This window comes from Risungbinella massiliensis (assembly GCF_000942395.1).
GTDB lineage: Bacteria > Bacillota > Bacilli > Thermoactinomycetales > Thermoactinomycetaceae > Risungbinella > Risungbinella massiliensis.
The window spans coordinates 844,601-859,459 of sequence record NZ_LN812103.1 but is presented as its reverse complement, the minus strand read 5'-3'; the positions used below and the strand labels follow the sequence as shown (position 1 = coordinate 859,459).

General features: G+C 43.1%; 12 protein-coding genes. 1 reads left to right on the top strand and 11 read right to left on the bottom strand.

Translation table 11 applies throughout. The annotated features are described in order from the left end of the window. Positions 1-57: 57 nt before the first annotated feature. Positions 58-1,782, top strand: a complete 1,725-nt coding sequence (locus VJ09_RS15490) for an Rqc2 family fibronectin-binding protein (RefSeq protein WP_044642523.1) — start codon at positions 58-60, stop codon at positions 1,780-1,782. A 206-nt stretch (positions 1,783-1,988) separates the two neighbouring features. Here VJ09_RS15490 and VJ09_RS15485 read toward each other — a convergent pair whose 3' ends face one another. From VJ09_RS15485 to uraA, 11 genes are all read right to left on the bottom strand, one after another. Continuing rightward, entirely contained in the window at positions 1,989-2,486 is a 498-nt protein-coding gene (locus VJ09_RS15485; protein ID WP_044642522.1) for an HXXEE domain-containing protein, read from the bottom strand. Between the two features lie 5 nt (positions 2,487-2,491). Next, complete coding sequence (locus tag VJ09_RS15480) at positions 2,492-3,049, bottom strand: TetR/AcrR family transcriptional regulator (protein ID WP_052807446.1); 558 nt, start codon at positions 3,047-3,049, stop codon at positions 2,492-2,494. 351 nt (positions 3,050-3,400) lie between these two features. Then, complete coding sequence (locus VJ09_RS15475) at positions 3,401-3,808, bottom strand: cbb3-type cytochrome c oxidase subunit I (RefSeq protein WP_052807445.1); 408 nt, start codon at positions 3,806-3,808, stop codon at positions 3,401-3,403. A 191-nt stretch (positions 3,809-3,999) separates the two neighbouring features. Further along, on the bottom strand, positions 4,000-5,100 hold the full coding sequence (locus tag VJ09_RS15470; protein WP_044642520.1) for a S8 family peptidase: 1,101 nt from the start codon (positions 5,098-5,100) through the stop codon (positions 4,000-4,002). Between the two features lie 145 nt (positions 5,101-5,245). Continuing rightward, positions 5,246-5,818 (bottom strand): orotate phosphoribosyltransferase, encoded by a 573-nt coding sequence (pyrE, locus tag VJ09_RS15465; protein ID WP_044642519.1) that lies wholly within the window; start codon positions 5,816-5,818, stop codon positions 5,246-5,248. A 41-nt stretch (positions 5,819-5,859) separates the two neighbouring features. Continuing rightward, the gene (gene pyrF / locus VJ09_RS15460) at positions 5,860-6,555 is read right to left on the bottom strand and encodes an orotidine-5'-phosphate decarboxylase (RefSeq protein ID WP_044642518.1); all 696 of its coding nucleotides are present in this window, start codon (positions 6,553-6,555) and stop codon (positions 5,860-5,862) included. Between the two features lie 117 nt (positions 6,556-6,672). Further along, a complete protein-coding gene (gene carB, locus VJ09_RS15455; protein WP_044642517.1) occupies positions 6,673-9,861 on the bottom strand; it encodes a carbamoyl-phosphate synthase large subunit in 3,189 nt (1,062 codons plus the stop codon). Next, positions 9,854-10,951: a glutamine-hydrolyzing carbamoyl-phosphate synthase small subunit gene (gene carA / locus VJ09_RS15450; RefSeq protein ID WP_044642516.1), complete on the bottom strand. Its 1,098-nt coding sequence runs from the start codon at positions 10,949-10,951 to the stop codon at positions 9,854-9,856. Before carA ends, carB begins: the two co-directional genes overlap by 8 nt. Positions 10,952-11,191: 240 nt before the next feature. Continuing rightward, the gene (locus tag VJ09_RS15445; protein WP_044642515.1) at positions 11,192-12,466 is read right to left on the bottom strand and encodes a dihydroorotase; all 1,275 of its coding nucleotides are present in this window, start codon (positions 12,464-12,466) and stop codon (positions 11,192-11,194) included. Beyond that, a complete protein-coding gene (locus VJ09_RS15440; RefSeq protein WP_044642514.1) occupies positions 12,467-13,399 on the bottom strand; it encodes an aspartate carbamoyltransferase catalytic subunit in 933 nt (310 codons plus the stop codon). 13 nt (positions 13,400-13,412) lie between these two features. Continuing rightward, positions 13,413-14,810, bottom strand: a complete 1,398-nt coding sequence (uraA, locus tag VJ09_RS15435; protein WP_407689996.1) for a uracil permease — start codon at positions 14,808-14,810, stop codon at positions 13,413-13,415. Positions 14,811-14,859: the final 49 nt, after the last annotated feature.

The following is a 14,859-nucleotide window of genomic DNA, read 5'->3' as shown; positions in this document are numbered from 1 at the left end:
CAGACGAGCCCTATGGTATGATGAGAGAATCGAGAAAAGAGAGAGGGGCGGATGCCGATGTCATTTGACGGAACAATGGTACGAGCAGTCGTACACGAACTAAAGGAGAAGCTGACCGGCGGGAGAATCTCCAAAATCTATCAACCAACCAACTACGAACTGTTACTTACCATACGAGCAAAGGGACAAAATCAGAAGCTCCTTCTATCGGCACATCCAGCAAATGCGAGACTTCAATTAACTAAATGGAATCCAGAACACCCCAAAGAACCACCTATGTTTTGTATGTATTTGCGCAAACATTTGGAAGGTGGAATCATTCGAGAGATTCGTCAAATAGAAATGGAACGAATCACCCTCTTTCAAATCCAAACGCGCAATGAACTGGGGGATGACGTTACGAGACAACTCATTGTAGAAACAATGGGCCGTCATAGTAACATCATCTTAATTGATACAGAGAGTCAGAAAATCCTAGACTCAATCCATCGAATTCCCTATGCAATCAGCCAAGTTCGACAAGTCTTACCTGGTCTTAACTATCAATTTCCACCCTCTCAAGAGAAACGATCACCTCTGGATGTAACGGAGGAACAATTTATCGCTGGTTTTGATTACAATCAAGGTAAATTAGATCGCCAATTGATGAATCGTTATACAGGTATCGGTCCTGTCATTGCCCGGGAAATCATTGCTCGAGCAGGTGTCGGAGATCGAGCTAAGTTATGGGCAGCTTTCGCTCCATTTCAGCAACAGTTACAGGAAAATCAGTACCAGCCAACTCTAGTCGATACAGGAGAAAAGCTCGTATTTGCGATTACTACTCTGACATCGGTAAAAGGGGAAGTCTCTTCTTTTGACTTTGTCTCCCAACTTCTAGACAAAATCTATCTAGGCAAGGCAGAACGTGAACGGAATCGACAATTTACCAAAGAGTTAACCAAGCGTCTGCAAAATGAGATCGAGAAAAATAAGAAGAAAGTGCTGGTCTTACAGGAAGAGCTTGAAGAAGGGAAAACAGCAGATCGATTCCAGCAGTATGGGGAGTTACTTACCGCCTATTCCTATCAAATTCCTGCTGGTAGTACCGAAACAACCGTCATAAACTACTACGATGCTGAAGGTACCGAACTGACAATCCCCCTTGATCCAAAAAAGTCTGTACTAGAAAATGCTCAAAGCTATTTCCTACGGTATAAGAAGGCAAAAGCAGCGAGAAAGTGGAACAAAGAACAGATCACAATTGCCTTAGAGGAGAATCAATATCTAGAAACGTTACTAGTACAGCTAGGACAAGCCTCGTTAGCTGAGCTAGAACAGATTCAAGATGAGTTAGTAGAAGAAGGATTGCTCAAGCCGATGGCCAAGAAAGGTCCGAAGCGAAAACAGACATTACCTCTTCCATCCAGCTATACTGCAACAGATGGGACAACGATCTTAGTAGGAAAAAATAACAAACAAAACGATTATCTCACCCACCGTATGGCTCATTCACAAGATATGTGGCTACATACCAAAGAGATTCCCGGTTCTCATGTAGTCATCAGACAATATAACGGCTCTGAAGAGACTCTACGGGAAGCAGCGACCTTGGCAGCCTACTTCAGTAAAGCTCGTCTTTCAAGCCAAGTTCCTGTTGATTACACCTACATTAAACACGTGAAAAAACCAAGCGGGGCCAAACCGGGGTTTGTCATCTACACGCATCAACAAACACTATACGTCACCCCATCTGAAGAAGCGATCGAGCATCTTGAGCAACGTACTACTAAAGTGAAATAAAGTGAAATAAAGTGAAAAATGCACCTCCTAGGTTCTTCAATCTTTAGGAGGTGCGTTTATTTTATATAAAAATAATTTACTAGGGTTCACCCGGCCGACCAAACAAATAGATATTGATCATTTATAACCACATCATGGACTACCAATCCAACTTAAGTCTGTATACAGGTAGCTGTCTAAATATTAGATCTATAATACTTACTCTCTTACTCAGTACCAAATATTTTTCTACCTAGAAAAAACAGGACTGGTATGGAGAGTAAAATAGCTAATACGGTGATTGGAGCTATTAAAAGGAATTTCTCCTTTATGAACCATTTCTCTTGAAAAGCTAAGGAGAGCAAAAGAAAATTAATGGGTAGATTTATCAAAATACCTGTTACTACCCCTGGTGCATATTGACGTAACACCATAGTAGCTAAAAGGTGAGGGAAAAACACATTTAATAGCATAGCCAGCATATAGCCACAATTCAGATAGGTCCAGATACTTTCCGGTCCTGTTGACCAACTTAAATACGTTAGACCATACGCCAGCACAGTTAATACCACTACAGCAAATTGAAACTCACGCTTCCCCACTTTTACATGCCACTTTCCCGCTTTTTTAGACCATCCAGGTAACCAAATAGCTTCTTCGAGGTTATGCAGAGTTACGATAACAGGAAACAACCATTGAAGTTGAAGGAAAGAGATCGAAAACATTCTTGTCACTCCTTATGTTGTCGCCCATAAAGAAAAGCATGGACATGATCTGTTGCATTGGGTAATGCGTCTAAATCAGGTGAAAGTCTTTGCAACATTGCGCCAAAAACAAGAGGACCGATCAAAGCTGCCAACGCTTTTACTGGTGATTCATTATGTAAATAACCTTTTTGTTGATAGTGTTCTAGGAAAGCGGCGATATTCTCAAGCTCCTTTTTAGGTGCGTCCAGAAGTGTAGCATACTCTGGATAACGTGGTAGTTCTGCATAAATGACTGGTAGAACCCGACTAAATTTCTGGATAAATAGAAGGTACTTTGAGATAAATGACTCTAAATCTTCTTCTATATTATCTGTATAAGAGAACACATTTTTCCCCAAAATCTCTGTTTCTCTTCGCAATGCTTCCGTTAAAAGTTTCTTTTTACTTCCAAAATGACGGAATAAAGTATTTTCACTGACACCTGCTTTTTCTGCAATTTTTTGTGTAGTCGTACCCCGAATCCCTTCTCTTTCTATTAGGTCCAATGCAGCATCCAATAAGCGAGTTTGTGTATCCTTCATGTATAGGTCCTTTCCAATTATATGGATGGTAGTGAGTACTTACTACCATCTGTTTTATTGTAAGTTCTATTTACAGATAGTTCAATACTCACTACAGTATTTACAACAAATTAATATAAAGATCCATTAAACCTAAAATGCCTCCTCTCTTAATTGACCATTTTTATTTTTCAGATTATTCGTTATATAATATACTAATATCTAAAGGGGAGTAGCTTTCACATCAAAGTCGTCTAAAATCCCCTTACAAGATGCCCAATGTTCCGAATCATCCCCCACTGATGGGGATTATTTATTTTCATAATAAAAACCCCTTCATAAGGGGCTATAATTCCATTAATTATTCTATTATTATGCGGCTTCTTTCTCTTCTTTTTTCACTTCTTGTGGTGCTTTCACATTCATCCATACATTAATCGCAAAAAGAAGTACAGCTAATGCTACTCCTGTACCTGTAAAGGCTAGATACTTGGCTACAAACTGATTTCCTTTTATTGTTAAATAAAGTGCACCCATCATGATCGGTAAGCACACAGTTATCAACCAGAAATGGACTTTTCCTAGTGCGCTATTAGCTGCCTGTGGGAAAAGGTAGTAGATAACCCCCATAAGCGCCATAGAGACCCAGCCGATTAAGTTCATATGAACATGAACTGATGTAAAATCGAAAACATGAGTAAATGAAGCATATTCTCCAAAACCAATTCCAAATAAGAACCACAAAACAGATATACGCAAGAACCAAATAGAATAATTCAAATTCCATACCCCTTTGATATTCATTTCAAAACTAGTACAACCAGATTTATTATAACTAATTATTGAAAAAATAAAAGATTATTAATTTATAAATATATATATTATTACAAAAATTCTTTCTAATATGTTATCAGAATCTATTCGCCAAAACGAGCATGGAGTGATTCATCTGTGTGTTTTCTCTTACCAATTTACAATCCATCCATTACTGATCTTAAAGCGTTAATTCGTCCATATTGCCAATAAATACCTGTCCCCGCAATCCGATCAGCGAATAATTGAATTACTGCTCGTACGTTAGTGTTATCTCGTCCTTGTGCCAGAAGGATGGCAGCTAACCCTGAGACAAACGGAGTTGCCATAGAGGTACCACTCAGAAAAGCATAGTTACTAGCCAAATAGGTAGACAAAATATCTACCCCTGGTGCTGCTACATCTACCCAGGGTCCAAAGTTAGAAAAATAAGCACGTTGATCAAACTGATTCGTGGCTGCTACTGAAATAACATTAGGATAAGTAGCAGGATACGTTGCTGCAAAACTACCGCTATTCCCAGCAGCAGCTACGACAACTGCACCACGACTCCAAGCGTAATTGATCGCATTTTGCAACGTAATACTGTTATATGGACCACCTAGGCTCAAATTGATCACTTTACATCCTTGTTCAATTGCATATATGATCCCTTCGGCAATGTGATTTACAAATCCCATACCATTATCACTTAGCACTTTAATGGGCATGATGGATGCACTAGGTGCCATCCCAGCAACTCCCAAGTTGTTATTGGTAACAGCACCACAGATCCCAGCTACATGAGTACCATGACCGCTGATGTCTGTAACATCGGTAGTACCATTCACTACGTTATATCCAGTTACCAATTTCCCCATTAAATCAGGATGATCTGTTTGAACTCCTGTATCTAAAATAGCAATCTTAAGGTTAAAACCTGTTGAATAATTCCAAGCATCATGGGCTTTCGCATAAGTAAGTCCATATTGAAACCCTTGGAAGGGATCATTTGGGATCGCTTGTGTTGTATAGGTATAATTAGGTTCCACATACTCTACCTTCTCATCCAGTTGGAGCATCTTTACTTTTCTTTCTATGTCCTCTCCCACTTCCAATTCCATTACTTCAAAATCCAGCTCTTTATTTCGTTTTAACACTGTTCCTTTTAAATTGTGGTAAAACTGATTTTTCTCATTTACCGCGACCTCTTTTTTCATCTTTATTAGCATCTGGTTCAATGCAAATGGCTGATCCGTTTTTTCCATTCCGAGCGCCATCTGATCTTCCTCCCTTTCATCTTGTACTCTAGTAAATTATGAAATTGGGAAGATAGCGGTTCATCAAAACCCTAGAAAAAGGCGCAGAACATAAAAAAAGTCCTCTCTATGGAAGAGAAGACTTTTCACGACATTCTATATATCTCTATTTGTTTGTTCTACTACCAGGCTTAACTGGAACACTACCTGCGGCACACAGAGGACAGTCCTCTGCTTCAAACGTTTCAATCTCAACTGGTTGAACCGCACGAAACGGAACAGTAAACGGTTTGTTACCACCTGTTCGATCCACGATCGAGCCTACTGCTACGACGTTGGCATTTTGTTCTTCCAGTAGGGTAATCACTTCTTTGACTGACCCTCCCGTGGTAACAACATCTTCTACAACCAACACACGCTCTCCAGGCTCTACCGAAAAACCTCGACGCATCTCCATGATTCCTTCTTTCCGCTCTGCAAACAAACAGCGTACACCCAAAGCTCTCGCAACTTCATGTGCTATGATAACCCCACCGAGAGCAGGACCTACTACTACATCAATCTCATAATCTGTAAAGAGTTCAGCGATCGCTTTGCCAGCTTCTTCTGCTTCCGTAGGGTACTGTAGGAGTTGAGCGCATTGCATATATTGTTTACTGTGTTTTCCAGAAGTTAGTAAAAAGTGTCCGTTATGCAAAACGCCAGTACGTTCCATTGCTTCTGTTACACTCCATGTCATGTTCCATGCTTCCTCTCCATATTGAGTACGTTTCATTCGATTTAAATTTGTTCCAAAATCCCTTGGTACACCGCTACCGGATCAGCCGCTTGTGTAATTGGTCTACCTACTACTAAATAATCTGCTCCATTTTCTATTGCTAAAGCAGGAGTCATAACACGTTTCTGGTCTTGTACATCGGTACCTGCTAGGCGAATTCCTGGGGTAACTGCTAAGAAAGAACCGGAAGTGCTCTTTTTGATGGACTTCGCCTCTTGAGCAGAGCAGATTACTCCATGTGCGCCAGCTTTCTCAGCCAGCAGTGCATAGTTGACTACACTTTCCGCTATGGTACCAGGTATTCCCAGCTCATTGTTCAACATGGTCTGGTCTGTGCTAGTCAGTTGTGTAACAGCTAGTAACTGTAGATTACTCTGTGCTTGATCGATCACTTCTCGCGCTGCACGAATCATCTCGCTTCCACCCGCTGCATGAATCGTAAGAAAATCGATACCAAGCTCCAAGAGGGAAGAAACTCCCTTTTGAACAGTATTTGGGATGTCATGTAATTTGAGGTCGAGGAAGATGGAGTAACCCTGTTCTTTTTTCTCTCTCACCCAAGTAGGACCTACCCGATAAAAAAGCTGATACCCTATTTTAATAAATGGCTTTTCTGCTCCTTGAAAGCGATCCAAAAAGTTCTCTGCCTCTTGTTGACTAGGTAAATCAAGGGCAATGATGACAGGACTCTTCTCCATTTTTCCTACACTCCCTTTTTATTCATTTGTCTAATAAATTTCTCAACTAATCACTTAAGTCACTATGGAGGGAAGAGCATCCTTGTAAAAAAGCTCTTCCCTTTTCACCACTTCTATTTATCTACCAGCACCAATCGGTTCTGCAGACAGATGGATTGATTCCAGCGTAGTAAGAAGTGCATTTACCGTATCTAAAGAAGTGAGACAAGCAATTCCATGCTCTACTGCTTCACGACGAATTCGGAAGCCATCGCGTTCTGGAGTTTTACCTCTTGTCCATGTGTTGACGACGAGGTCCGCTTCTCCTTTACGGATGAGATCCAAGATGTTAGGAGACCCATCGGTTAGTTTGTTTACACGACGTACTAAAAGTCCTTTGCTCTCCAAGTAATCTGCTGTACCTTGAGTTGCGACGATCTGATAACCAAGTTGATAGAATCGACGTAGAAGAGGTAATGCTTCTGATTTTTCTTTGTTTCCAATTGTCGCTACAATGGTACCGAAGCGTGGTAAAGAAATGCCCGACGCAATCAGCCCTTTGTATACCGCACGAGCATAGTCTCGATCTCGCCCCATCACTTCGCCAGTAGACTTCATCTCAGGTCCAAGCAGGACGTCGACCCGACGCAATTTTGCAAAGGAGAAGACTGGTGCTTTTACTGCTACTTCCACACTCTCAGGTGCGAGTCCACTCTCGTAACCTTGTTGTTTTAAATTCTCCCCTAACATGATGCGAGTCGCTACTTGTGCCATCGGAATTCCCGTCACTTTACTCAAGAAAGGTACCGTACGGGAAGCTCGTGGATTTACTTCCAAGACATAGACTTCTTCTTGATGTAGAACAAACTGGATGTTAATCAGTCCACGAGTATTAAGTGCCGTAGCAATCTGAGTCGTCATCTCCACTAGACGATCTTTTTGTTCTTTTGTCAGTGATTGTGGTGGATAAACTGCGATCGAGTCCCCAGAGTGAACACCCGCTCGCTCAATATGTTCCATAATTCCTGGAATCAGGACACGCTCTCCATCACAGATTGCATCTACTTCTAACTCTTTCCCTTGAAGATAACGATCGATGAGAACAGGATGGTCTGGGTTTACTTTTACCGCTTGCTCCATGTAATTTCGTAAATCATTTTCACCGTAGACGATTTCCATTGCCCGACCTCCGATTACATAGGAAGGACGCACCAGAACTGGATAACCAAGCTTGGTTGCAGTTTGTACTGCTGCTTCTAGGGAAGTAACTGCTTCACCTGGTGGTTGAGCAACCCCAATACTCTTAAGCAACTTCTCGAATTTTTCCCGATCCTCAGCACGATCTATCTCCGTAAGAGAAGTACCTAAGATCTGAATTCCCTCTTCTTTTAGATCTCGTGCCAAGTTGAGTGCTGTCTGACCACCAAATTGTACAATCACTCCGACAGGCTGTTCTTTTTCAATGATGTTCATCACATCTTCTTTGTACAGCGGTTCAAAGTAGAGACGGTCTGAAGTATTAAAGTCCGTTGAGACGGTCTCCGGATTGTTATTGATAATTACTGCTTCATAACCAGCCTCACGAATTGCCCAGATAGCATGAACGGTTGCGTAGTCAAACTCGACCCCTTGACCAATCCTGATCGGACCTGACCCCAAGACAAGCACTGATTTTTTCGTTGTTTGTTTTACTTCGTCTTCTTGTTCATAGGTAGAGTAGTAATAAGGCGTTTCGGCTTCAAACTCTGCTGCACATGTATCCACTATTTTGTAGACAGGTAGGATGTTCGTCTCTTGGCGAAGTGCTCTCACTTCTTGCTCCGATTTCGCGGCCAGTTCCCCAACCTTACGATCTGTAAAACCAAACTGTTTGGCTAGCTTTAGAGAGTCCGTAGTAAGTTCCTCTTGTTTCAATTTCTTCTCCAACTGGATAATCCGATCGATTTTGTACAAGAAGAAGCGGTCAATTTTGGTCAGTTGGTGTAATTCTTCTAATTCCAATCCTCGGCGAAACCACTCCGCAACTAGATAGACTCGCTCATCATCTGGAGCCGCTAAGCGTTTTTCTAACTCTGCTTGACTTAGATCTTTTGCTTCTGGTAGCTCCAAATGATGTAATCCAATCTCCAACGAACGAACTGCTTTCAGTAGAGATTCTTCCAGTGTCCGTCCGATTGCCATCACTTCTCCAGTCGCTTTCATTTGAGTACCGAGGCGACGGTTTGCAGAAGTAAATTTGTCAAACGGCCAGCGTGGAATTTTACTTACTACATAATCTAGTGCTGGTTCAAAACTAGCGTAAGTCTCGCCAGTTACGGGGTTTTCTAACTCATCCAAGGTATAACCGATGGCGATTTTGGCAGCGATCCGGGCAATCGGATAACCGGTCGCTTTCGATGCCAAGGCACTAGAGCGACTAACCCGTGGGTTTACCTCGATCACATGGTATTGGAAGCTGTGTGGGTCGAGTGCATACTGGACATTACAGCCACCTTGAATATTGAGTGCCCGTATGATCTTGAGTGCGGAACTGCGGAGCATATGGTATTCCTTGTCAGACAACGTTTGGCTAGGGGCAAAGACGATGCTATCACCCGTGTGTACTCCAACCGGGTCAAAGTTCTCCATGTTACAGACAATGATGCTATTGTCTTTGCTATCACGCATTACTTCATACTCGATCTCTTTGAAACCAGCAATACTTTGCTCAATCAAACATTGAGAGATTGGGCTATAACGAAGTCCATTATCCACTGTTTCGCGAAGCTCGGCTTCGTTGTGAGCAATCCCGCCCCCTGTTCCTCCCAGTGTATAAGCAGGACGTACAATAACTGGGTAGCCAATCTCGTTGGCAAAGGAGACTGCTTCTTCTATTGTGTTGACAATTTCGCTAGACGGTACTGGCTCATTTAGTTTAAACATTAAGTTACGAAACTCGTCACGGTCTTCAGCACATGTGATTGCACGGAGATCCGTACCTAAAAGCCGGACTCCCTCCCGTTCGAGGACACCTTGTTTGGCTAGCTCTACTGCCAAATTTAGCCCCGTCTGACCACCTAGAGTTGGAAGAAGTCCATCAGGGCGTTCTTTGCGAATGATCTGGGTCACAAATTCGGGAGTCAGTGGCTCGATGTAGACACGGTCCGCCATATTCGTATCGGTCATAATCGTAGCTGGGTTACTATTGATGAGAACTACTTCCATACCTTCTTCTTTTAATGCTTGGCATGCTTGAGTACCAGCATAATCAAACTCTGCAGCTTGCCCGATGATAATGGGACCCGAACCGATTACGAGAATTTTTTTGAGTGTTGGATCTTTAGGCATGAACTGTTTCTCCCTTCCGGATAGATGTCTCGATCTTTTCTAAAAAGCGGTCAAACAAGTACCCAGAGTCTTGTGGTCCTGGAGCAGATTCCGGATGATATTGCACCGAAAAGACCGGGTATTCGGTGTGCTCCAAACCTTCTACCGTACCATCATTAAGCGCAATATGACTTACTTTGAGAGGCAATCCTTGAATGGAGTCTTCTTTCACTGCATAGCTGTGATTCTGAGAAGTCATTACCGTACGATCCGTAGCTAGTTCTTTGACCGGATGATTTCCACCACGGTGTCCAAATTTCAGTTTTTCGGTATCAGCTCCACAAGCGAGAGCAAAAAGCTGGTGTCCGAGGCAAATTCCAAAGATCGGGATTTCTCCTAGCAATTCGCGAATCATCTGCTGAGCTTCTGGAACATCTTTTGGATCTCCAGGTCCATTACTGAGAAGTACCCCATCAGGACGATAGCGGCGAATCTCTGCTGCGGTAGTATTATATGGTACGGTGATCACTTCACAGCCGCGTTCTACCAGTTCTCGCTGAATGTTATACTTGGCACCAAAATCGACCAACACCACTCGTTTTCCATTGTTCGGGGCAATATAGGTGCTTTTGGTACTCGTCCTTGCTACTTGATCTCGCATTTGGGGAGCGTTTGCCAACTTTTCTTTTAGGTTGGTGATATCTTCGCTGCCTGTTGTTAGCAGACAACGCATCGTACCGTGTACACGGATTTTTTTGGTCAGCATCCGAGTATCAATTCCACTGATTCCGATTACACCTTGCTCTCGGCACCATTCATCTACAGATATTTCTTGACGCCAATTGCTCATATATTCGGCATGCTCTCGAACGATGAGACCATGTGCAAAGGATTGGCGAGATTCATCATCATCTCGACTAAAACCATAATTTCCAATTAACGGGTAGGTCATGGTAATCATCTGTCCGCAGTAGGATGGATCAGTCAAAATCTCTTGGTAACCAGTCATACTGGTATTAAAAACGACCTCTCCAATACTCTCTCCTTCTGTTCCAAAGGAAGTACCTTCAAATATTGTTCCGTCTTGGAGCAGTAATCTTGCTTTCTTCATCTTCCTTCCCCCATTAGCAAAAAGATTTTTATTATGAGTGTTCATCATCTAATTTTTACAGCTGAGCCTAGAGCATGATTTTGGCCTTCCATGCAGGTTTTACCTTACGAAGAAGGGAGAAAGGCCGCTCCACCAGCCCGTTCCAGGCGAGGTTCCGCTTTGAAGTGTTACAAAAGCATTTCAGACTAAAAATCTGCTCCTAATCTTGAAACCGACACACTGACTTTTTATTAATGTTCTCTACACCAAGTCATTCCAGGTTATGAGACCACGATAGAAAGTCATGATTGGCCATCCTTTTACTTTCCATCCACCAAACGGTGTGTTCTTTCCTTTAGAGACAAATGTGTCTGGATCAATCTCTTGCTCTTTGTCTAGATCGAGGACTACGATATCTGCTACTTGCCCTTCCTCCAAAGTGCCATAAGAAAGTCCGAACAGTTCTGCCGGTTTGCGAGTCATTTTGTCGACAAGCTCATATAATGTCAGTTCGCCCGTCTCTACCAAATGGGTGTAAAGGAGTGGAAAAGCAGTTTCCAGACCTACAATTCCAAACGGTGCCTCTTCCATGGACATCGCCTTTTCCTCCGCTGTATGAGGGGCATGGTCGGTGGCGATGATATCAATCGTGCCATCTTTTAATCCTTCGATCAGTGCTTGGCGGTCTTTAGGTGAGCGCAGAGGCGGATTCATTTTCCAATTCCCCTCTGGAGCTGGGATATCTGCATCGCTCAAGAGCAAGTGATGAGGGGTTACTTCTGCTGTCACCTTTTGCCCACGTGATTTCGCTTCGCGTACTAGGCGTACCGACTGTTCTGCACTGATGTGGCAGACATGGTAATGTACCCCGATATCCTCAGCGAGTAAGATGTCGCGGCCTACATGAATTGCTTCACATTCACTCGGTATGCCAGGCAAGTTATGTTTTTTGGCAAATTCACCGTCATGGACACACCCCTTTTGCACTAAGGTATCATCTTCGCAGTGAGCCACTACTGCCAAACCTAGTTCATGTGCTTTTCGCATTGCTTGTTTCATCATGTAACTACTTTGGACTCCTACACCATCATCAGACAATGCCACAATTCCAGAATTTTGAAGGGCTGCAAAATCGGTCAACTCTCTGCCAAGTTCCCGAACGGTAATGGCTCCTAATGGAAGGACCCGAGCATAGCCAGCTTTGTCTGCTGCCTGATAGATCCGTTCTACCACCTCTGGACTATCCGTTACTGGTCGAGTATTGGGCATACAAGCGATGGTCGTAAAACCACCTTTGGCAGCAGAGCGAGATCCTGTTTCAATCGTTTCCTTTTTCTCAAACCCAGGTTCGCGAAGATGAACATGCATATCGATAAAGCCAGCAGAAACAAATTTTCCTGTGAGATCAATTACTTGTGCATCTTCTGCCACAATCTCTTCTGAGATCTCCACAATCTGGTCTCCGTCAATTAAAATATCTCGTTGCACTAGTTCTCTTTCGACAAACATGCTTCCATTTTTTAAAATCCGTTTCATCTATGCGTTCCCTCCCATTAGTGCTCTCTCTAAAACTGCTATCCGAATCGCAACCCCATTTGCCATCTGCTCAAAGATCTTGGACTGTGGATGTTCTACTAGCTCATCTGCGATCTCTACTCCACGGTTTACTGGAGCAGGATGCATGATAATCGCATTCGTTTTCATCTGTTGTTGTCGTCCTAATGTCAGTCCATATGCTTGGTGGTATGCTTCCACTCCGCCAAAAACTTCTGCTTCATGTCTTTCAAGTTGTACACGAAGCATCATTACTACGTCTGCTTCACAAACCAATCTATCAAACAAAACATAAGGCGCAATCTGCTCTACTTCTGGGTCTCTCATCTCTTCTGGTCCACTGACAAATACTTCTGCTCCAAATGATTTCAGCGTCCATAAGTTAGAGCGCACTACCCGACTGTGTTTGATATCTCCTATGATTCCTACTTTTAAGCCTTTTAAATTCGTTCCAAACTGTTTGGTTATGGTGTATAGATCGAGTAAAGCTTGAGTTGGATGAGCTGCTTTTCCTGCTCCTGCATTGATTAGGACACACCCCGTATTTTGCTCTGCCAGTTCCATGATCGCAGTCTCACTCTCGTGGCGCATAACAATTGCATCTACTCCAATGGACGAGAGGGTTTTCACCGTATCGTAGATCGTTTCACCTTTGGTAGCACTCGACGTATCTGCGGAAAAGTTTAGCACTTGTAGCCCTAGTCTTTTCTCTGCTACTTCAAAGGAGAAACGAGTTCTCGTACTTGGTTCATAGAATAAATTCGCTACAAAACGGTGTGTAAGTGGAGAGGAGCCAGTTTGTTGGCTCTTCTCCCAGAAGCTCGCACGTTCTAAAATCTCATTCATTTCGTTATAACTCAGATATTTCGTATCTAGTAAGTGTCTTTTTTGTTGTCTATCTAATACTGTAATCATCCGCTTGTCCCCCTTAGGCTAAATCTGTAGCAGGAGAATTTACTGCACCATCTTGTTTGTTCTCTTCTGCTTTTTCCTCAGCAGACTTTGGCAAGATTAAGTTGAGTAGAATCCCGACGATTGTTGCCAGAGCCATACCTTCTAGCTCCAAATGGATAGCGGTTAATTTCAGTATTGCTCCACCGATTCCGATTACCAAGATCACCGAAGCGATCACAAGATTACGTTTTTCATTTAAGTCGACACGATTTTCGATCAACATTCGTAGACCGGATGAAGCGATTATCCCAAAGAGCAGGATGGAGACGCCTCCCATGACTGGTGTAGGGATGGTCTGGATTAGAGCCGATAATTTTCCGATGAAGGAGAAAGCAATTGCCATTACCGCTGCTCCCCCGATCACCCAGACACTAAAGATTCGAGTGATTGCCATCACACCGATGTTTTCTCCGTAAGTGGTAGAAGGAGGCCCACCTAGTAGCGAGGAGATGGTAGTCGAGATTCCATCACCCAAGAGTGAGCGATGAAGACCAGGCTTCTTCGTGAGATCACGTCCCATGACGTTACTCGTTACCACTATGTGTCCAATATGCTCTGCTATCACAACCAAAGTAACTGGTACGATAATCCATGCAGCTTTCCATGAGACAACCGGACTCGTAAACTCAGGCATAGCGAACCATTTTGCTTCCATCACTGGCGTGAAATCTACCATTCCAGCGAAGTAAGCAATCACCGTACCACCGACAATTCCGATCAAAACTGGGATGACATTGAAAAATCCACGAAAGAAGATGGATGCTACGATCGATAGGATCAAGGTAGCAAGTGCTACTAAAAATGCCGTCAAGGAGTATTGTTTTACCGTTACTGTTCCTGCTGATGGGTCAACACCTTGAATTGCGCCACCCAGCGCTTGCCACTCCTGCGCTGATTTTGGCATTGCTTGGGTTACAGTCTCTTTGGAAGCCATATCTACTGCCGTACCTGCAAGTGCCAAACCGATTACGATGACAACAGAGCCAATTACGACTGGTGGGAGAATCTTATTGAGCCAGCCTACCCCTGCTTTATAGATAACCAAGGAGACAATTCCAAAAGTGATCCCGACTAGCAAACACCCAAACATCGCTTCTCCGATGTGTGTTCCATTCTGTCCTACCGTAATCAACGGGACGATGAAGGCAAAGGAAGATCCAAGATAGGCTGGTATTTGCCCTTTTGTGACGATCAGGTAAGCAAGTGTCCCAATCCCACTTGCCAGAAGGGCAATTGCTGGTTCTAGCCCTGTCAAAATCGGGACCAATATCGTTGCTCCAAACATGGCGAATAAGTGCTGAAAGCTAAGTAAAATCCATTGATGCCATTTTGGCTTCTCGTGTACATCCATCCGCATCTGCATCTTTTTCATCTATTCCATCTCCTTTTGTTTGCTTTGCGGCATAAAAAAAGCTCTTTAC